Genomic DNA, 21,276 nt, shown 5'->3' with positions numbered 1-21,276 from the left:
ATTTCAACTACAAATATATCATGAAAAATTTATTTAAACTAACCCTTATTGGTTTAGCAATTTCCACTATGAGTTGTGAAAAAAATGAAGACACACCTCAAGAGAATGTAGCACAAGACATCTACGGTGGAGTTCTTACAACGTATGTAAACAAGACAGTGATCCCTACATACAAGCACATGAAAGACAATGCAAAGGATTTACTAGCAAAAGTAAAAGAGATTAAAACCTCAAAGAACGATGCTAGTATTGAGAAAGCATGTAAGGCATGGAAAGAAACTCGTAAATACTGGGAGCAGAGTGAGGCATTCCTTTTTGGTCCTGCAGACGAGAGACGTTTAGACCCAAGTTTGGATTCATGGCCATTAGATTTAAAACAATTAAACCAAGTGTTGGCAAGTACAGAAGAGCTGACCGTAGGAAATATTAGTGATTACAAAGGGGCTCAGTTGAAAGGTTTCCATACTGTAGAGTATCTTCTTTTTAGAGATGGAAAAGCGAGACATTTTTCTGAGTTAACAGATAGAGAAATTGAATATCTAGAGTCTTCAACAGAAGTGTTGAGAAATGATATCGTACTTCTTTACTCAAGTTGGGCAGGTGCTGAGAAAGGAACTACTGATGCAGAAATCTTAGAAGGTATTGAGAAAACAATTGCAGTTCCTTATGGTCCAAGCTTTGCGAAGTCAGGAAAAATTGGAGGTGCTTATCCTGTACAGGTTTCTGCTGTTGACCAGATCATCCAAGGAATGTCAGATATCGCAGACGAAGTTGGAAACCAAAAACTAGCGAACCCACATAAAAGTAATGATCCTTTAGACGTAGAGTCATGGTATAGCTGGAACTCTCTTTTGGACTTCCAAGACAACGTGAGAAGTATTCAAAACTCATACCTAGGTGGTTTAGATGCTAAAACAAGAGGAGAGTCTTTGTCAGATATGATTAAAAAGAAAGATGCAAAATTGGATGAGAAAGTTAAAAAGAATATTCAATTAGCTATCGATAAAATCGCAGCAATTCCTAGTCCATTCAGAAACAATCTTGATGCAAGCCAAGTAACAGAGGCTATTGCTCAACTGAACACATTGAATGATATACTTACAAAAGAGGTACGTCCTCATTTTGTAAAATAATAAACTATCTACCGTAAGCAGTACGAACTACTGCTTACGGTAGTCTTAACTCTATAGCCAAATGTTAAGAAAATTTATTTTAATGATTGTTGTGGGCACTCTGTTTCTTTCATGTGAAAGAGACAGTAGTAAAGATGTTACCAAGCCAGATATAAACCACAAAGTAAAAATGGCTTCCCCAAGAGAACTCTCTGCGGGAGTATCGACTATCTTTACAGCAACAAGTTATGCCTATGATCAAAATGCAGATTGGGTTACAGGCAAACTCTATGACCGTTTCTTAAACGGTGATGCCTTATACGACGACCCTAGAGACACCAGCACGAACCCAAAGACAGGAGGTCGAGGACCATTATTCTGTGGAACATCGTGTGGAAGTTGTCATAACAATAGTGGTCGTACAAAATCTTCACTTATTACAGATGCAGGAACAGGTCCTGGAGACTTCTCCTCATTCTTAACTTTTATCCGCACACCAAACGACCAATATCATAGAAACTATGGTCGAGTACTTCACGATCATGCCATTTATGGTGTCAAACCTGAAGGCAAGGTCCATGTAAAATACACAGAAGAGCCACACACACTACCAGATGGCACCAAATACTCTTTGCGAGTACCGAAATATTGGATTACAGACTTCTATATGGAGGATATAGACATGAGTCAGGTCGAGATGACCGTAAGAACCCCACTAAGACACGTTGGAATGGGGCAGATTATGGCACTTGATTTAGACGAAATTAAAGCCTTAGAGAAGAAACAATATCCAGAATATGGTATTTCAGGAGAAATTAACTGGGTTAATGAAAGAGGCAAACGAAGAGTTGGTCTTACAGGACATAAAGCACACCACTCAGACCTCACTGTAGAGCTTGGTTTCCTATCAGACATGGGAATTACCAGTCATCGATATCCTCTAGAAATTTCATATGGTCAACCACAATGCACCGAAGATCATGGAATCGAGATATCGTCAGAAGACATGGCAGATGTAGACCTTTACCTTCACTGTTTGGGAGTTCCATCTAGACGAAATATCAATAGTGAAATGGTACAGTATGGAGCAAAGATGTTTCGAAAAGCAAAATGTCACCTTTGTCATGTAGAGACATTACACACAAGACCTGAGGGGGCAACGCTTATTGATGGAACGAATCTTCCTTGGCTTGGTGGACAAACAATTCATCCTTATTCCGATTTTCTTGTTCATGATATGGGGCCAAAATTAGGAGATGATTTTTCTCAATATAATGCTTCCGGAGACGAATGGAGAACCGCACCTCTTTGGGGAGGAGGACTACAAAAGATTGTAAACACCCACACCGATTACCTTCATGATGGTAGAGCACGAAATGTGTTCGAAGCAATAATGTGGCACGGTGGCGAAGGAGATGTATCACGTCAGATATTTGCTAATATGAATGCAAATGATAGACAAGCTCTAATCGCTTTTGTCAATTCTCTTTAATATGTAACTTAGCATCATATAACGATTTAATGAAAATACACAGAAGATGAAAAGAGAAAGCAATATGTTGCCAGTAATGTGGAACAAAAGCGGTAAGAAGTGTGATATGTCTATTTCAACGTTCACCAAAGAACGTACCTCAGAACATCATATCATGATTACACCTCGTGGAATAAATAATTTTTACGAGCAATACCAAGTTCTAAAAGAAGCATTGCTGTCATTCATACTAGAGAGGGGAAAGAAAAATTGTCACCTAATCTTCCAACGTATTTTCTTTAGTGATATCACCAACCAAAGTGAGATTATCTCAGAAGTGGATATGTTAAAAGACAATGGGATAGAATCTACTATTTCATGGATTCAACAACCTCCATTAAATCATGTAAAATGTACTCTTTATGCTTATTTAATTGAAACAGAAGATTTCATTAAGATAGATCATACCCTTACACCAAAACATATTGAATTGGAGAAGGGTTCCTATTCACACCTTTGGAGTGGTCGTCTAATATCTTCAGAATCTGGAGATTCATACGCACAAACTGAGGAGATATTTCACCACTACGACCTTCTTCTAAAAGAGAAAGCATATGATTTTGCAGAGATGTGTCACAGAACATGGCTTTATGTAAGAGATGTAGATACGAATTACCAAGGAGTGGTCGAAGCTCGCAATGCTTACTTTGACACCATTGGACTGATTCCTTCTAACCATTTTGTAACCAGTACAGGGATTGAAGGAAGAGACTTAGATGTCAAAAAGAATGTGGTGATGGATGCCTACGCCGTAAAAGGTCTACAAAAAGAACAAGTTCGATATATTTCGGCATTATCACACCTAAATCCAACTCATGAATATGGAGTAAGGTTTGAGAGGGGTACTGCCATCGACTTTGGGGACCGTAGACATATCTACATCTCTGGTACAGCAAGTATCGATAATAAAGGAGAGATTGTACATCCGAACCACATCATCTTGCAGGCAGATAGAGCCATGGAGAACATATCTGCACTCCTTAAAGAAGAGGAGGCCAATACAGACAACATCATGCAGATGATTATTTATCTAAGAGATGTTGCTGATTATGAAATTATTGAAAAGTATTATAACGAACGATATCCCAATACACCAAAAGTAATTGTACTTGCCCCAGTTTGCCGTCCTGGATGGCTTATTGAGATCGAGTGTATTGCGATCAAGTCGGTCAACATACCGGCTTATCCTAATTTTTAAACAATCGATGAAACAGATATCATTATCACTTATATTGGCAGTTATTTCACTATTAACTGCCAATGCTCAAGAACCAAGCAAAACAACTGAGAAGAACGAGAACTACATTGAGAATGATCTAATCTCCCTGAGTGGAAAAGATGGAATCTCTTTCCAAACGAAAGCAGGGGATTTTCTCTTTAAACCATACGTTTTAATCCAAACAAGAGCTCAGTTTAACTACTATGATGACGAAGGCTTAAGCCTCATGGACCAAGACAATGTTCTAAATTCAGGATTCGCAATTCCTTATGCATTGGTTGGATTCGCAGGTACTGCTTTTGATAAAATCACCTATAACATCGCCCTAAATACTGCAGCATCAGGGGCAGCGCTTTTGAACCAAGCATGGATCGATATTAATCTAAAAAGCTCCTTGCGTTTTAGAGTGGGTAAATTTAAGACTCCATACAATCAAGCCTATTTGGTTCGCCTTGGACAGACGCTATTTCCTACACCACCAACGTCGATGCAGACTACTGTAAATATGCCATTTGGATTAAATAGTGTCAATCCTAAGATCTCAACAGGTTTCGATATTGGGGTACAGATGCATGGACTAGTTAAAAATAAGATTGACTATAGGGTAGGAATCTTTAATGGCACAGGTATTGGAACCAATAGAGCGACCAATACATTGAGTGATGATTATGGTATTCCTTCACTTCTTTATGCAGCTCGTCTAGCATATATGCCTATGGGACCTATGCCATTGCATCAGGGAGATCCTAATGATCTACACAATTATAAAATGTTATTTGCCCTTTCGGGATCTGCAAACATTGAAGCCAATGCTGAAAGTAGTAATGACTATCGTACGGGTATTGAGTTCGCTGTCCTTAAAAATAGATTCTATTTTAATGCAGAAGCATATAGCATGACGATGAACTATGTAGAGCGACAAAAAACAGCACCATTATATACTTATTGGGGAAGTTATGCACAAGCTGGATACTTTATAAGCAAAAGATTGCAACCAACAGTTAGAGTAGACTTTATGGATCGTAATTCGACTAAAGAGAAAGGCTATTTGATGACTAATTCTATTGGTTTGAATTACTACATCATTGGGAATAACTTAAAACTTCAGGCCTATTATGAGCACCTAAGTAAATTAGGACATGAAACAGAGTTTGAAGCCAATGACGACGACAATGGTTTGGCTGAACATAAAGCAATGGTTCAACTCCAATTCTCTTTCTAACTAAATCCATATTCATTACAACACCTAGCTCTTATCAATGGGGCTAGGTGTTTCATCTTACGATTATGAAGTATTTTATCTATACCCTTCTAGCATGTCTGTTATGCACTGCATGTTCTAGTTCTTCCGATAGTACCACAGACTCTCTATTAAAAGACATTACGCTTGACATACACCTGAAGCATCCCACTTTGGTAACGAGACGTCAAAAGTTGTATGTGACAGTTTACGACCAGAAAAATAGTAATGTAGTACAATCTAAAGAGATCGAAAAGCTAGAGAATCAACAGGTCAACCTAAAGGTAACACCAGACACACCTCTATTATTAAAAGTGGAAGCAAAACAAGGGAATACAGTAAAGTCATCCATATACGAGCAGTCAATTGTTGCATCTGAAAAGGGCACTAACTTTGATATCACGGCCTCTCTGACCACTTTTAATAGGATCAACAGTGGACTACTTCGAAACTGTGTGATGTGTCATACTGCAAATTTAGCAGAACAAAATGGACATTTGGCTCTAGATAAAGATGTGGCATATGATAATCTAGTAAATCAACAGGCACATAAAACAACGATGATGCGAGTTACACCTAAAGACCTAGACAATAGTTATCTTCTTAAAGTGTTGAAAAAAGAGGTGTCGTGGAATCATCAATATGAAGTGTTAGACCCTGTTGAAGTTGAAATCTTAGAGACATGGATTAAGGAAGGAGCGCTTAAGAACTAGTTTATATTATATAATTATTCACATCTTCAAATAACACATAATGAAATATATAATTTGTATGTTTGGGTTTTGCTTATTCGTGCTACTTGAAGGGTGTACTTATAATGACATCGAATATCAGGAATTAAAACAGGTAAGTTTTAAAAATGATATAGTCCCTATTTTTGAAAATAGCTGTACTAGTTGTCATAAAAGTCAGTCATCCATATTTTCTCTTGAACCTACAGAGGCATACAAGTCTCTTCAAAAGGAGAAGCTTATTGAGGAAAAAGAGACTCGTCTTCTTCTAAAATTATATGAGGGGCATCCTACAAAAAGCACATTAAATGAGAACCAACTTAAAAAAATTGAATTATGGATAAAAGAAGGTGCCTTAGAAAACTAAACTATGTTATCTTGTTAATTACCATTTCGTATACTAGTTATGGTCAGAATCGTAATACAAAAGATGTATTTCCTCTATTCTGGGGAACCAATATAGAGAATCTACAAACCTCTCAAACACTTCCACAAGGGGATCTTGAATTGAGGATATTTCATCGATTTGGAGAGATTAGTACTGGAGCCAGTGATATGTTTGGAGTTTATGCACCTAGTAATATAACAATGGGGCTAGCCTATGGAATTACTTCGAACCTGATGCTTGTATTTGATACAGAGAAACAAAATCGTTTCTATGATCTTTCACTTAAATATCGTTTTCTAACACAGAAGACAGATAATAGTATCCCTCTCTCTGTTAGTTATATCTTCACCACGAGTTATAGTGGCATGGATAAGGAAAACTATGGTGTTACTTATCATGCAGCCAATCGTTGGAGCTATTTGAATCAATTAGTAGCAGAAAAACAAATCGGTTATAAGATAAATACAATGCTAGGCATTTACTACACTCACCATAATGCCGCAAAACCAACCCAACCACATGATATCGGTGCAGTATCATTTGCTATGGGATATCGTTTTGGTAAAAAAATGAGCATTTTCGCTAATTATCAGTATAACCAAGCGCTTACATTCCTAGGGGACAACAGTAGTAGAGATGAAGTTGGAAAAGACGGCGCTTCTGTTGGAATTAGTTATGGTACTCCTACACATAAGTTTCAGGTGTTTATAGGAAATCAATATGGAATAAATACTGGAGATAATATGGCAAATAATGCTTATAAATTAAACTCTAGTAATCTAAGAATTGGGTTTAATATATCCGTTAGACTCTTTCACAATAAAAAGTCATGAAAAAAAATGTTTTTATAATAAGTGTATTCATTGTACTTCAAATCCTTATTATGGGCATGAAACCCATCCCTAGTAAAGAGTTGGGAGCAATTACAATGACCCCTTTAAAAGAGACTATAAAAGAGGGAAATCGTATTTTTACAAGAACTGTAAAAATGACTAGCAAAGAGAAGTCTCAGTTAGCCTTTGATGTCCAAATTATTTGGGATGATCATGGCTCCTTTCTAGGTATCTCTGGTATTAATGGATACACTTTACAAAAATACAATGGTAAAAAGCTGTCCAAAAAACAAACCTTCCAATTAAATGAAATTCTCGGTGCTCCAGCATCTCGATTTTCAGATATAAAACTACAAGAACCTAGCTGTAAAGAGAATGAAAATCAACTTTATATGATCGATGCGCAGAGTGGGGCAAGTGCTCAAAATAAGCCGAAACTAACATGGATTAGTGGGGCAGGACAACTTTGCTATGTTCTTTGGAATATCGTTCACGGAGAGAGTGTTAACGAAATAAAAGCATTAAGCAATAAAGAGTTATAAAGAGGGTAAAACAGTTCAATTTCATAGTATTCGACATGAAATTAATCTAAGGCAAGTGTTTTTTGAACACTTGCCCTGTAATATATAGAAAGGAATAGAGACTGATAGTATCTAAAGTTTTATTTTTTTAATATTTATTGATTACTTTTGCGATTGAATGACCAAATACAATCGAAAAATAGTTAACCTGTTCACCCGATTTCTCATCGTAGGTGTCATGTTATGGATGCAATTGCTATCAATTGCTACCATGCACTCGCATACGCTTTCGAATGGAGAGGTAGTTTGGCACTTCCACCCCCTAGGGCAAGGAGAGAATGGCTGTAATCCAACAAACCATACTCACAACGGCAATAGTTTTCAAGGATTTTCATGGAACTCAACACACTTCTTATCTTCGCATAAACCGATAGTTCCATTAAGCTTATCCACAATAATTCAATGTATTAACATTGAACGACCTCATCACTTGTACCTCGTCACGACGAGATCCATTCGTCTACGAGCTCCTCCTATTAAAGCATAATCATAAGGTAATTTCAGTCACATAATACACACTCTCTTTGGAGGAAATGTGGAATGTTGTGCACATTTTATTTAAAAGTAGGACACTCTCTCTATTTAACAGGAGAAGAACGTCTTAACCATTTGCAAATCAGAGGAAAAAACTTATACATGAAACTTCTTAAAAAGATTATATCTGTCACTTTGATCATGGGACTTATCATCACGAGTGGTCTAGCAAGTAACAAAAAAACACCAGCGACTTCGATTAAAGGTACTGTTAAAAGCAATAATGAAGCGATTCCATTTGTTAATATTATTTTATCTGGTACTACTTTAGGGGCTGCTTCAAATATTGAAGGACATTACGAGCTTTTTAATTTACCTCTTGGTAAACAAACCATTATATGTAAAGCAATTGGATACAAACCAATCACCAAAGAGGTGAATGTTAAAGAGGGAAAGAATTTATCCCTAGACTTTGAGTTAGAAGAGGATAATATTGGTTTAGATCAGGTGGTAGTCACTGCGAATAGGAACGAGACAAATAGAAAAGAGGCTGCAGTGATTGTCAATACAATCAGCCCAAAGCTATTTACTCAAACAAGTGCAGTCACTTTAAGTGAAGGACTGAACTACACACCAGGTGTACGTATGGAGACCGATTGCCAAAATTGTGGTTTCACTCAAGTTCGAATGAATGGTATGGAGGGTGCATATTCTCAAATATTAATCAATGGACGCGCCATTTTTAGCGGATTGGCAAGTGTCTATGGATTAGAATTGATCCCTGCAAATATGATTGAAAGAGTAGAGGTAGTAAGAGGTGGTGGTTCAGCATTATATGGTTCAAGCGCTATAGCAGGTACCATTAACATGATTACAAAAGATCCAATAAATAATACTTTCCAATTCTCTTCTTCGTACCAAAATATGGGTGTAGGACTGGATGGCTCACCAGCAAAAGACTATAATGTAAACTTTAATACTTCGGTCGTTTCTAAGAACAACAAGACAGGAATATCTATTTTTGGGTTCTATCGCAATAAAGATGCGTATGATGCCAATGGGGATGGATACTCTGAACTTGCTGAGATGGAAAATAAGACAATTGGATTTAGAGGATTCCATAAAACAGGACTTAGAAGTAAGTTGACTTTTGACTATTTCCATATTGATGAAGATAGAAGAGGTGGAGACCAACTAGATCTTCCAGTCTATAAAGCAAATATCGCAGAGAGTGTAAAACACAAGATTAACACCGTAACTACAGAATGGAAAAAATTCACAGAAAATGATGGTGTTCTAAACGTGTATGCATCAATGCAACATATTGATAGAGACTCTTACTATGGTGCTAATCAAGACAGAACAGCATTCGGTAAAACCACTGATCTTGTATATAATGTTGGCCTACAATACAACCAAAAGTTTAATCTAAGCTACTTTGATGTAGATGCAACAGTTGGTGTAGAGGACAACGGAGACAAATTAGACGATAACAAAATCGATAAGACAGATCTTAATAACCCTATTAGTACTGATATTACAGATCAAACTCTTAATATACTAGGAACTTTTGCTCAACTTGAGATGAAGACAACCAGAACAACCATCAGTTTGGGGGCAAGGTTTGACCACTATGATATCCAAGATAAAAGCAATGAAGGATCAAAGGTACCTTCAGGAAATGCATTTTCACCTAGACTATCTTTGAAATATGATATCACCAAATGGTCACAACTAAGAGGTAGTGTATCTACAGGATATAGAGCTCCTCAGGTTTTCAATGAAGACCTTCATATTGAGGTTTCTGGATCAAGAAAAGTGATTCATAACAACGATCCAAACTTAAAGAAAGAGTCTTCTGTTAGTTATACAGGATCTTATAGCATTACTCCTGACATTGGGGAACATAATAGTCTACAACTTTTAATAGAAGGGTTTTATACTAAATTAAATGACACTTTTGTTTTTGAATATGGAAAACCTGATGAAAACAAAGTAGTGACAAATACTAGAAAGAATGCAATTGGTGGTAGTGTTGTAAAAGGATTAAACCTTGAATTGAACGCTTCATTTGGTCGTAAATTCACATTCCAGTCAGGCTATACTATTCAACAAAGTTATTTTAACGATCCAGGTGAAAACAGTATTGAGGGATACAAAGAATATTTTAGAACACCAAAGAAATATGGGTATGCGACAATCACTTATAGCCCTGACAGAAGATGGACTTTTGCTCTAAATGGGAACTATACTGGATCAATGTTAGTTCCTTATTCTGGACCATTAAACGATAAAGACAAAGATGGGAACTACTTAACTATAGTAAATAAAAGTAACGACTTCTACGATATCGGAGCAAAAGTTTCAAAGAAGTGGATGTTGCCTAAAGGGGTTAGTGTCATCTTAGATGCTGGCGTTAAGAATATTTTCAACGAATACCAGTCAGACTTTGACAAAGGTGCAGAAAGAGACCCTGGATACATTTATGGTCCTGCACTTCCACGAACTGCTTTTATCACCCTTAAGATAGGAAACCTATTATAAGCTTAAAAAAAGAATGTCTCGCTGAGGCATTCTTTTTATTTTTATAAATAACATTTAGGTCTTATTTAAACGTTCCTTCTTATTATTATACTCTCTTCTTATATTTAGTCCATCACTCAATCCTATGAATCAGGTCCTATATATACTCTTTGGACAAGATACACACTGCTATCCCAAATCTACAAGATATCTAAATATAAGGCATATAAAACTCAACTTAGAGAAATATCTACTCTCATCCAAAACTCTTATTGACACTTTAATTACAAAAATCATTATAAACCTGACAATTAAGGAAATGTGTTACATTTTGTAATAAAAACAACAAAATAACAGCGAATCTACACCTATATTGCGTTGCGCAAACCAATATAACGTGTAGGATGAATACAAGAAAGAAGTCGACTATTCTTATCGCTCTTTTGCTCCTCTCTTTCGGAGCATTCTGTAAAAAAAAGAAGCAGCGTCCGAATATTCTATTTATCATGTCGGATGACCATACAAGCCAAGCTATTGGGGCGTATCAGAGCAGGCTTGCACCTTTGAACCCAACACCAACGATAGATAGATTAGCAAAAGAAGGCATATTGTTCAAGAATGCATTTTGTACGAACTCTATCTGTACTCCATCTCGAGCATGTATTATGACAGGTCAATACAGTCAAACCAATGGGGTCCTCGATTTAGCAGGAAAATTACCTATTAAAAGACAATATTTGGCTCAAGAAATGCATCAACTAGGCTACGAAACTGCAGTGGTCGGCAAATGGCATCTTCATCAAGCACCAGAAGCCTTTGATTACTACAATGTATTCTATAACCAAGGAAGTTACTTCGATCCTGTTCTTTATGAAAAGAACAACTACAAAAAAACACAAATCAAGAAGAATAGACACAAAGTCGATTCTATAAGAGGGCATCAATACAATGGACACTCTTCTGATATTGTTACTAATATCTCATTAGAGTGGTTGGAAAATAAAAGAGATCCGAATAAACCTTTTTTTCTGATGCACCATTTTAAGGCACCTCATGACATGTTTGAGTTTAACCCCAAATATAACAACTATCTAGAAAACACCGTCATTCCTGAACCTGCAAGTATGTACTATCAAGCAAACCACGGTTCAATCGCTACACGAGGGATCAACGACTCTTTAATAGACATCATAGGATCAAGTGTTGGACGTCGAAATATTGTTCGAAATATGGGACAACACATGGATATCGATAAATCCTTATCTGATATAGAATACAAACATGAAGCATATCAGGAGTATTTGAAACGATATCTACGTTGCGTGAAAGGAGTAGATGATAATGTAAAGAGAATCTTTGATTATCTAGAAAAACATGATTTAATGGAAAAAACGATCATCATCTATACTGGAGATCAAGGATTTAATTTAGGTGAGCATGATTATATAGATAAAAGATGGATTTACGAAGAGTCTATGAGAATGCCATTTTTAGTGCGTTATCCAAAAATGATCAAACCAAACACCAAAACTCAAGCAATCATTAACAATACTGATTTTGCTCCAACAATCATTGAGCTAGCAGGAGGTAGTGTCCCTTCGAAGATGCAAGGACACAGTTTTAAATATATCCTTGAAACAGGAGAAGAGCCAGAAGGATGGCAACAAGAAACTTACTATCGTTATTGGATGCATATGGCACACAATCATTGTAACCCTGCCCATTTTGGGATAAGAACTAAACGATATAAGTTGATTCTATTCTATGGACAAAATTATAAATCACAAAAAAGGGGATCACGATCGAAGAAAGAGAGCTTAGCCCAGATGAATACTCCTGTTGCATGGGAATTTTATGACCTCAAAGAAGATCCATGCGAAATGGATAATCGCTATAAAAATCCAGCATACAGCGATATCATTATCGAATTAAAACAACGGTTAGTGAAGTTAAGAACAGATCTAAATGAGAAGGATAAAAGATACCCTCTTATTGAAAAATCTATAAAGGATCATTGGAATGATTGACCTTTAAATGATAATTCCGTTAATAAATCTCACAAGTTAAATTAATTAAACCCAATCAAATTAATATGTTGAAATTATTTACAAGGCAGTGTATGCTAATTTCTACTTTGTTATGCATCGTCGTTACAACTACATTTGCCAAAGATATTCATGTGTCATTAAAAGGTAATGACAGTCATAATGGGACCCTAAAACATCCTGTACGTTCTATTCAAAAAGCGATTGATATTCTTCGAGAGAGTAAGAAGTATCCTTCTAAAGGATCTTATATCTGGATTCATGAAGGAGTATATAGACTCGAGAAACCTATCAAAATAGGAAGTGATGATAGTGGGACACCTGAAGTACCTGTATTTATTAAAGCTGTTGATGGAGATAAAGTGACCATTACTTCAGCACAGACATTGAACCTCAAATGGGAAAAATATAAAAACAATATCTATAAGGCAAAGGTTGACCTCAAGTATACAATAGATCAATTAATTGTCAATGGGAAGATGCAACGAATGGCACGTTATCCCAATTATAAAGTTTCTGATGTAGGTAAAACAAATGGCAAAGAGAAACATACCGAACCTTTCAATGGAGGAGCATCAGATGCTTGGGATATCTCTAAAAGTAGAAATTGGAAGAATCCAACGGGGGCTTATATGCATGCCATGCACAAAGCAAAATGGGGTGATATTCATTATGAAGTAACAGGCAAAAAACCAAATGGTGAACTTGAATTTATTGGCGGTTGGCAGAATAATAGAGTAAATACTATCAACGTCGTTCATAAATCATTTCGGATGATTGAAAATATATATGAAGAACTAGATGCTCCAAATGAATGGTTTTACGATCAAAAAGATGGAACGATCTATTATATTCCTGATCCCAAAACGTCTATTGATGATATGACGGTAGAGGTGGTTCAGCAGACAAAATCTTTAGTCGAAATTACTGGTGACTTTTATGAAAAAAAGGTGAATGCAGACTTTCATGGAGGCAACGGAGTAGTTTACCATGCAGAGATGCGCCATTTTAAGAATGCTGTTTCTAATATCGTTTTCGATGGTATAACGTTTACTGGGACAAAGCGAACATTTATGGAAAATAAGGAGCCTCTGGTTCGTTCTGATTGGACCATCTATCGTGGAGGAGCATTTTACATCACAGGAGCTGAAAATATTACAGTTCGAAATTGTACATTTATGCAATTAGGAGGTAATGCAATATTTGTGGATGGTTACAACAGAAGAGTAAAAATATCAGAATGCTACTTCCATCATAATGGTGCCACCGACATCAATTTTGTTGGTTCTCCTCAAGCTGTCAGAGATCCTCTTTTCAGCTATGGTCAACAACGTATCGAATTTGACAAAGTGGATACTATTCCCGGGCCTAAAAGCATTGATTATCCTGCAGATTGTATCGTAGAACAATGTTTGATGACTCAATGTGGTAGGGTTGAAAAACAAACTTCTGGAGTAAATATTGCGATGAGTTCACGTATTACTATCAGACACAACACCATATACCATGTTCCACGTGCAGCAATCAATGTATGTGATGGTTGTTGGGGAGGTCACTTGATCGAGTGGAATAAATGCTTTGAAACGGTACTAGAGACTGGCGATCACGGAGCATATAATTCTTGGGGACGTGATCGTTTTTGGCATTCAGCAAGCCCAAATGGTTCATACCAAAAACTAAAAGATGGAACACATCGTATAAAAGCAATGAACGATAGGTGGCACGATGTATCAGTTTGGGACGCATATCAAACAATTGTAATGCGTAACAACTTTTGGATGTGTGATAATGGCTGGGATGTCGATCTAGATGATGGCTCCACCAACTACGAGATATACAATAACCTTTGTCTTAAAGGTGGAATGAAAACTAGAGAAGGATATCATCGAAATGTATATAACAATATCATATTTAACTATTATACATGTAATGTCCCATATCCAGCTCCTACATATGATCAATTTCGTTCAAACATTATTATTGGTAAAAGCTATGTAGCAACATATCCTACCAAGTGGGCAGGACGACTAGATAAGACTCTTTTTCACAATCCAACATACAAAGAGGCGGTACCAGCAAGTTCTATTCAGGAATGGACCTGTCAAGATGAGCATAGTTTAATTGGCAATGCTGATTTTGTTGATCCTTTAAATGGTGACTTTACTGTAAAAAGTGATTCTCCAGCAATTCTTTTAGGATATATGAACTTTCCAATGAATGGATTTGGTGTAACAGTTGAAAGACTTAAGAAATTAGCTCCAGAACCTAAAATAGCACTCCCATCTAGTTTCTTTAATAATGTGAGAAAGGCAGACAAAACGCTTCGCTTTAACGGAGCACAACTTAAGAACCTAAGCACTCCATCAGAACAAACTGCATATGGTTCAAAAGAGATCTCAGGTGTTATTATACAAAAATTTAAAAAGGATAGTAAATTAAAAAAATGGGGGTTTGAGATAGATGATGTAATTCTAGCAATAGATAAAAATAAGGTCTCAAACACGAAAAAATTACTAAAAATATTTAATAGAATTGATTCTAAAAAAAGATGTATTGCATTAATTCTTAGAGGACAAGAAGAGATTACAGTTGAATTTCTAAGATAACATTTAATCAATAAGTTATAAGTAGAAAGAGGATGTCCATAATTAGGCATCCTCTTTCTTATTCTACGGATAATTATGGTATTTATATTCAAAAAAAAGAGAATAAATGTATCTAGTATATCATCAGATTGCTCTTTAGATATGAGTCAGAAGCATTTGCATGGGTAGTTTTTCTTTCTATTTTTGTATACACGTTATCACATATCAAAGAAGTGAACACCATGCTAAAAGACAATATGAACAATACTGAGAAGAAAAAAAATATCCTTGTCATTATACTTTCAATAGTATTGGCAATTATGATAGTTTTATTTTTCGTAGAAAAAAGCCAACATAATGAGATCTTAAATGAGATGGGGCAAGAGAAAGACTCTATTACAATAGAACTCCAGCAAATGGCTTTAGGATATGACTCTTTAACTGTAGAAAATGATACCTTGACTCATAACCTAGAAATGGCTTCAGAACAAGTAAGGCAATTATTAACTGAAGTAGAGCAGGTTAAGAAAACAAGCTACAAACAAATATCAAGATATCGTAAAGAGGTTACAACTCTTCGGAAGATAATGCGTAACTACATTGTTCAAATTGATTCTTTAAATAAAAAGAACGCTGCACTTCTTGCTGAGAATAATCAAGTAAAAAAGAAGATTGCTTCTGTCAGTCAGAAGAATCAAAAACTCTCTAAAACAAACGAAGAGTTAAAAGAAAAAATTTCAATCGCAGCTGCTTTAGAAGCTCTAAACATCCAAGCTGTTGGTATCAACAAAAAAGGAAAAGAAAATCATAAAGCACGTAAGATCGAAAAGTTAAAAGTGACTTTTACTCTTTCTAAGAATGTGGCAGCTAAAAGAGGTGAGAAACAGATCTATATTCGTATCATGGATCCTTTTGAAAATCTTCTATTGGAGAACGAAGACAACACTTTTAAATTTGAAGATTCAAATATCCAATATAGTGCAGTAAGAACCATCAATTATGAAGGAGAAGCTCTTCCTGTTTCTATCTATTGGGATAATACAAACAAGCCACCTCTTTCGAAAGGTAAGTATATTGTACATATCTTTACAGATGGCAATAATATTGGAGAAACGAATCTAGAAATAAAATAATAACGTATCATGAAGCTCTCAGTAATTGGATCTGAGAGTTTTTTTTATAAATATTATTTAACATAGTATTTGACTCTAGGACTTATATATGCTATAATAAAACGATTTTTTATTTTCATAAAAAACATTTTAGTTTGCAATACGTTTTATTTATATAGAGTTGTATATCTTTGCATTACGAGATATTATACAGTGACTAATACAACATAGAGAGAAACTGTAGAGTACAAAAAAGACCACTATCGAAAATGATATAGGTCACAAAACGACAGAAAATGAGAAATATCCATTTACTAACATCTTTTATTATTCTAATAATAGCTTCTTCTTGTTCAACAACAGGAAAACTGCGCACTAAAAATAAGATGAATCTAATCAAAGTGGAAGCTGGCATGAGCCAAGATGAAGTATTGGCTTTGACAAAAGGAATAACAAAGACCACAACAGAGTTTGGTCAGTTATATAATAACCCTTATTACAAAACAATTAACACACTTAAGAATGGAAGTGTAGTTACCACCCTATGGTTTTACACAGATAAAATATCTGCAGATGGAAAGATCAATATGAATGAGTTGACCCCTGTGGTATTGGAAGACAACTCTGTAATTGGAATTGGATGGAAATCATATCTAGACTATTGTGATGTGAAAGATATAACACCTGAAGATTATAGAGGAGAACCCAACACAGAAAAAAAGAAATAAAATAAAAAGAGAGTGAAGTGATTCACTCTCTTTTTATTTATGATTGATAGGTCATCATCTTACTTAGATACTTACCTATAATATCAAATTCAATATTAATCACAGACCCTTCCTTGAAGGTATGAAAGTTTGTATGTTCGTGGGTATAAGGGATAATTGCTACTTGGAATGAATCATCCTTCGAATTTACGACCGTTAGGCTAGTTCCGTTTACTGTAACAGAACCTTTTTCGACTGTCATATACCCTTTTTGTGCCATCTCCTTATCAAACGCATAATGGAAAGTAAAGTACCAGCTACCATCTACCTCTTCAATCTTCATACAGGTAGCAGTTTGATCTACGTGGCCCTGAACAATATGTCCATCTAATCGGCCATTCATTGGCATGCTTCTTTCTAGATTCACTTTCGAACCAACTTCCCATGTACGAAGATTTGTCTTCTCTAATGTCTCCTTAATTGCCGTTACAGTATAAGTGGTATCTGTAAGAGAAACAACTGTCATACATACACCATTGTGGGCAATACTTTGATCAATCTTCAACTCATCAACAAAGTTACACGCCAGAGTGAAGTGATAATTTTCTTTTTCTTGTTCGATAGAAACAACCGTTCCCATCCCCTCTACAATACCTGAAAACATAAGCTATGCTTTAAATTACTATTTATTAATCCAAAAGTACGATTTTTTCACGACTGTATACGCTTCACACCAAAAGATACAACAGCTAAGTTTTTTGTTGACAATATCTTTTGTTATTTTGTATTAAAGTTAACACTTCTTGCAATGATAGATCAATCGACAATAGACAAGGTTATCGATACTGCCAAAATAGAAGAGGTAGTAGGTGAAGAGGTAGATCTCCGAAAAAGAGGAGTCAACCTTTTAGGACTTTGTCCTTTTCATAATGAAAAAACGCCCTCTTTTACAGTATCTCCTGCCAAAGGAATATTTAAGTGTTTTGGTTGTGGTGAAGCAGGAGATTCTATAGGCTTTGTAATGAAGTTTCAAAGAATTAATTTCTTTGATGCGATCAGGGTATTAGCAAAAAGATATCACATCGAATACGAAGAAGAAGAGGAGTCTCCAGAAGCAGCATTAAGAAGAAAGGAGAGAGAAGCTAGACAGGTTATCTTAACTTGGACACAAGGGTATTACAACTCTCTTTTGAAAAATCTGAAAACCTCGAACAACCATCCAGGATTTATCCCTTTTCTACAAAAATGGAATATCACAGAAGATATGATCGAGAATTATCACATCGGACTATCTATTTCTAAAGGAGACAATCTTTATAAAACACTTACCTCAAAAGGATTTAAGAAGGAGATTATTGTCTCAACCTCTTTGGTATCTGAAGGAGAAAATGAAATGGATGATTTTTTTCGTAATGAATTGATATTTCCAATTCACTCTATTGCAGGAAGGGTCTCTGGTTTTTGTAGTATAAACTTAAACAATATGGATAGTCAAGAGGGTTTTAAAATACTTTCAGACAATCCTTCATTTCAATCTGAAAAAGAGATACTAGGGCTTTTCCAAGCCAAAGGAGATAGCCTAAAGAAGAAGTGCTGTCATATTATAAGCCATCCTTTGGAAATGCTTTACCTGTTTTCAAACCAACAACAGAATTCCGTATTCATCCCTCAAGGGACATTATCAAATAAACAGATTAAACAGATTACTCGATTCACGAACAGTATAACTCTTTGGAGTGATAAAAGTATGAGCTCTGTACTTGAATGTTACAATAGAATTTCTATCTTAATTCACGAAGGAGTCAATGTAAAGATTGTGGATACTCAAAGTGAAAACCTAACACATTACCTTAAAGACCAAAGAACTTCCATTATCGAAGACCATATTACCAATTCGAAAGATTGGCTCCACTTTTTAGTAGAGACACTTTATCCAATAAAAGAGTCTCTAGGGATGGATAACACTGCCATATTTAATAAAATTATTCAAATAGTATCTATTATCCCTGATGCTATTGTTAAAGGTGTTTATGTGACAGAATTTAGTAGATTGGTAAACTTACCAGAAGAACTGATTTGGAGTGAATTAAAAAATATCGGAAAATAAGCTCTAAGAATACTATATTCATGGATCATTTTCTTTTCCTATATTTGCACTGTTATCTAACTTTATGAATGTATTCATGATAGAGCAGAAAATAATTGATAAGATTATACAATCACTTCCTCCAATTGATCAAATTATCTCTAATTACCTTACCCTGAAACCTAAAGGAGATCATATGGTAGGGATATGTCCATTTCATAACGGTTCTGTTCCGACACTGATGGTTTATAACAATCCGGGTATTTACAGGTGTGTTGAATGTAACCGTGCAGGTAATATTCTACAGTTTATTATGGAGCATGAAACACTAAGTTTTGAACAAACACTTCAACTTGTTATAGATAAATATCAAATATCTCTTCCTGATGATTGGCATGACAAAGAAGAAAACAACCTCTCACAACCACAAAAACTAATTCAACTAGCAGAATGGTGTAAAAACTATTTTCGTAATCAACTAACAGATACTGACGAAGGAAAGAGCATCGCCTTAAATTATCTAACCCATAGAGGGATAGATATAGAAGCGATTAACTCATTTCAGCTAGGCTACTGCCCTAAGGCACATGGGGAGATGACAAAACAAGCACAAGTGGAAGGTGCCACAATCGAAGACTTAGAACAGATTGGTGTCACCATCAGAAGAGACAATTGGATACGAGATCGATTCGAGTCAAGGGTTATCTTTCCTATCTTTAACATTTCAGGTAAAACAATTGGTTTTGGTGGTCGTACAATGGCTGAAAATAAGGAGAAGAAGATTGCCAAATATATTAACTCCCCTGAAACAGAGATCTACCATAAGAGTCATGTTCTATATGGTTTATATCAAGCAAAGAAAGAGATTATAAATCAACAAAACTGTTATATAGTCGAAGGATATACAGACGTCATATCCATGCATATGGCAGGAGTACACAACGTAGTTGCTTCTGCGGGAACATCATTGACGATGGACCAAGTAAGGCTACTTCGAAGATTTACGGATACGGTAACCATTATTTATGATGGAGACAGTGCTGGGATCGGGGCAGCTATTAGAGGGGTAGAGTTAATTCTTCAAGAAGGAATGTTCGTTAAAGTGGTTCCTCTTCCTGAAGGGGAAGATCCAGACTCTTTTGCTCGTTCCAATAGTCAATTTAAGGACTACGTTCAGAGAAATGAAAAGGATTTCATAGAATATGCCTCTATTGCACGACTCAATCAGACGCAAAATGATCCAATATCACGAGCTACAGCAATCTCAGAGATTGTTCGTTTAATTTCCATTATTCCATATCTTCACCTAAGAATGAAATATATGCGAGAGTGTAGTAGACTCATGCAAATCAGAGAAGAGAACCTCTATTTAGAACTACGAAAGTTTCAGGAGAAACATGCAGAACAACTTCATAAGAAGAGTAGAAATAATCCTATCCCTTCTCATTTAGAGGCTATGAACCTATCTCAAGAGGTAAACCCTTTTGATCTCGAGGAGCAGGAGATCCTAAGATTCCTTCTTCGCTATGGTCCCATGGATCTTATGGATGAGAATATAGAGGGAACAAATCGAAAAAGAACATTAAAAGTTGCCAACTATATATTTAATGAACTAGATGCAGACCAATTATCCTCAATAAACCCTCTTTATCAAAAGATTCTTGACGAGTACAAGGCACACCTAAATGAATTTAATTTTGAACCCAATAGATATTTCATTCACCATCCAGATATTCATGTAAGCAAGTTTGCGAGCAAATTATTAACAAACAAATATGTTGAAAGCAAGATGTGGGTTCAACAGGGAAACTATATCGAACATACCGAAGATATTCTTTTTACTCTGATCCCTAAAGTGGTTGAAAACTATAAATTAAGTAGAGTAAGGGTGATGATCAAAGAAAAAATAAAAGGGTTAGCAATGATCAATAATCAAACAGATTTTGAAAAGATTCTGGAGCTACAACAAGAGATCCAGAATCTTAAGATGATTGAAAAAGAACTGTCAGCCTCTCTTGGACAAAGAACAATTAATGGGTAACATTAGTTAGAGCTTAAATTAAGATGTTAAACATTCGTTTAACTTGATTGTTTAAGTTTTATTTAATC

General features: G+C 35.7%; 16 protein-coding genes. 15 read left to right on the top strand and 1 reads right to left on the bottom strand.

Annotated elements, in window-relative coordinates; all coding sequences use genetic code 11:
• The first annotated feature begins 20 nt into the window (after positions 1-20).
• From K4L44_16265 to K4L44_16205, 13 genes are all read left to right on the top strand, one after another.
• Complete coding sequence (locus K4L44_16265) at positions 21-1,133, top strand: hypothetical protein (GenBank protein ID QZE14062.1); 1,113 nt, start codon at positions 21-23, stop codon at positions 1,131-1,133.
• Positions 1,134-1,194: 61 nt separating this feature from the next.
• Positions 1,195-2,604, top strand: coding sequence for a thiol oxidoreductase (locus tag K4L44_16260; GenBank protein QZE14061.1), 1,410 nt, complete (start codon positions 1,195-1,197; stop codon positions 2,602-2,604).
• A gap of 46 nt (positions 2,605-2,650) precedes the next feature.
• A complete protein-coding gene (locus K4L44_16255; protein ID QZE14060.1) occupies positions 2,651-3,841 on the top strand; it encodes a hypothetical protein in 1,191 nt (396 codons plus the stop codon).
• A 7-nt stretch (positions 3,842-3,848) separates the two neighbouring features.
• Entirely contained in the window at positions 3,849-5,084 is a 1,236-nt protein-coding gene (locus tag K4L44_16250; protein QZE14059.1) for an OprO/OprP family phosphate-selective porin, read from the top strand.
• A 65-nt stretch (positions 5,085-5,149) separates the two neighbouring features.
• A complete protein-coding gene (locus tag K4L44_16245; GenBank protein ID QZE14058.1) occupies positions 5,150-5,815 on the top strand; it encodes a hypothetical protein in 666 nt (221 codons plus the stop codon).
• A 40-nt stretch (positions 5,816-5,855) separates the two neighbouring features.
• Positions 5,856-6,200, top strand: a complete 345-nt coding sequence (locus tag K4L44_16240; GenBank protein QZE14057.1) for a hypothetical protein — start codon at positions 5,856-5,858, stop codon at positions 6,198-6,200.
• A complete protein-coding gene (locus tag K4L44_16235) occupies positions 6,170-7,054 on the top strand; it encodes a hypothetical protein (GenBank protein ID QZE14056.1) in 885 nt (294 codons plus the stop codon). The genes K4L44_16240 and K4L44_16235 overlap by 31 nt, the downstream gene beginning before the upstream one ends.
• Positions 7,051-7,596: a hypothetical protein gene (locus K4L44_16230; GenBank protein ID QZE14055.1), complete on the top strand. Its 546-nt coding sequence runs from the start codon at positions 7,051-7,053 to the stop codon at positions 7,594-7,596. The genes K4L44_16235 and K4L44_16230 overlap by 4 nt, the downstream gene beginning before the upstream one ends.
• Before the next feature lie 675 nt (positions 7,597-8,271).
• Positions 8,272-10,653 carry a TonB-dependent receptor gene (locus K4L44_16225; protein ID QZE14054.1) on the top strand — a complete coding sequence of 794 codons (2,382 nt, stop codon included), beginning with the start codon at positions 8,272-8,274 and terminating at the stop codon, positions 10,651-10,653.
• Between the two features lie 383 nt (positions 10,654-11,036).
• A complete protein-coding gene (locus tag K4L44_16220; GenBank protein ID QZE14053.1) occupies positions 11,037-12,659 on the top strand; it encodes a sulfatase in 1,623 nt (540 codons plus the stop codon).
• Between the two features lie 92 nt (positions 12,660-12,751).
• Entirely contained in the window at positions 12,752-15,283 is a 2,532-nt protein-coding gene (locus K4L44_16215; GenBank protein QZE14052.1) for a right-handed parallel beta-helix repeat-containing protein, read from the top strand.
• Between the two features lie 299 nt (positions 15,284-15,582).
• The gene (locus K4L44_16210; protein QZE14051.1) at positions 15,583-16,395 is read left to right on the top strand and encodes a hypothetical protein; all 813 of its coding nucleotides are present in this window, start codon (positions 15,583-15,585) and stop codon (positions 16,393-16,395) included.
• Between the two features lie 275 nt (positions 16,396-16,670).
• Complete coding sequence (locus K4L44_16205) at positions 16,671-17,102, top strand: DUF3192 domain-containing protein (protein ID QZE14050.1); 432 nt, start codon at positions 16,671-16,673, stop codon at positions 17,100-17,102.
• Positions 17,103-17,139: 37 nt separating this feature from the next.
• On the opposite strand, the gene K4L44_16200 is transcribed toward K4L44_16205, so the two are convergent.
• Positions 17,140-17,745, bottom strand: coding sequence for a riboflavin synthase (locus K4L44_16200; GenBank protein QZE14049.1), 606 nt, complete (start codon positions 17,743-17,745; stop codon positions 17,140-17,142).
• 144 nt (positions 17,746-17,889) lie between these two features.
• Here K4L44_16200 and K4L44_16195 point away from each other — a divergent pair, with 144 nt between their 5' ends.
• Positions 17,890-19,188 carry a hypothetical protein gene (locus K4L44_16195; GenBank protein QZE14048.1) on the top strand — a complete coding sequence of 433 codons (1,299 nt, stop codon included), beginning with the start codon at positions 17,890-17,892 and terminating at the stop codon, positions 19,186-19,188.
• Between the two features lie 76 nt (positions 19,189-19,264).
• Positions 19,265-21,208: a DNA primase gene (gene dnaG, locus K4L44_16190; GenBank protein QZE14047.1), complete on the top strand. Its 1,944-nt coding sequence runs from the start codon at positions 19,265-19,267 to the stop codon at positions 21,206-21,208.
• Positions 21,209-21,276: the final 68 nt, after the last annotated feature.

It is taken from the genome of Prolixibacteraceae bacterium (assembly GCA_019720755.1).
GTDB lineage: Bacteria > Bacteroidota > Bacteroidia > Bacteroidales > Prolixibacteraceae > Halosquirtibacter > Halosquirtibacter laminarini.
This window is presented reverse-complemented; position numbering and strand designations above follow the sequence as displayed.

Excerpts from the sequence above, each read along its gene's own strand:
- K4L44_16260 (QZE14061.1), top strand. The coding sequence starts at position 1,195 with ATGTTAAGAAAATTTATTTTAATGATTGTTGTGGGCACTCTGTTTCTT.
- K4L44_16240 (QZE14057.1), top strand. The coding sequence starts at position 5,856 with ATGAAATATATAATTTGTATGTTTGGGTTTTGCTTATTCGTGCTACTT.
- K4L44_16195 (QZE14048.1), top strand. The coding sequence starts at position 17,890 with ATGATAGATCAATCGACAATAGACAAGGTTATCGATACTGCCAAAATA.
- K4L44_16225 (QZE14054.1), top strand. The coding sequence starts at position 8,272 with ATGAAACTTCTTAAAAAGATTATATCTGTCACTTTGATCATGGGACTT.
- K4L44_16250 (QZE14059.1), top strand. The coding sequence starts at position 3,849 with ATGAAACAGATATCATTATCACTTATATTGGCAGTTATTTCACTATTA.
- K4L44_16265 (QZE14062.1), top strand. The coding sequence starts at position 21 with ATGAAAAATTTATTTAAACTAACCCTTATTGGTTTAGCAATTTCCACT.
- dnaG (QZE14047.1), top strand. The coding sequence starts at position 19,265 with ATGATAGAGCAGAAAATAATTGATAAGATTATACAATCACTTCCTCCA.
- K4L44_16215 (QZE14052.1), top strand. The coding sequence starts at position 12,752 with ATGCTAATTTCTACTTTGTTATGCATCGTCGTTACAACTACATTTGCC.
- K4L44_16245 (QZE14058.1), top strand. The coding sequence starts at position 5,150 with ATGAAGTATTTTATCTATACCCTTCTAGCATGTCTGTTATGCACTGCA.
- K4L44_16200 (QZE14049.1), bottom strand. The coding sequence starts at position 17,745 with ATGTTTTCAGGTATTGTAGAGGGGATGGGAACGGTTGTTTCTATCGAA.
- K4L44_16255 (QZE14060.1), top strand. The coding sequence starts at position 2,651 with ATGAAAAGAGAAAGCAATATGTTGCCAGTAATGTGGAACAAAAGCGGT.
- K4L44_16210 (QZE14051.1), top strand. The coding sequence starts at position 15,583 with ATGATAGTTTTATTTTTCGTAGAAAAAAGCCAACATAATGAGATCTTA.
- K4L44_16230 (QZE14055.1), top strand. The coding sequence starts at position 7,051 with ATGAAAAAAAATGTTTTTATAATAAGTGTATTCATTGTACTTCAAATC.
- K4L44_16220 (QZE14053.1), top strand. The coding sequence starts at position 11,037 with ATGAATACAAGAAAGAAGTCGACTATTCTTATCGCTCTTTTGCTCCTC.
- K4L44_16205 (QZE14050.1), top strand. The coding sequence starts at position 16,671 with ATGAGAAATATCCATTTACTAACATCTTTTATTATTCTAATAATAGCT.
- K4L44_16235 (QZE14056.1), top strand. The coding sequence starts at position 6,170 with ATGGATAAAAGAAGGTGCCTTAGAAAACTAAACTATGTTATCTTGTTA.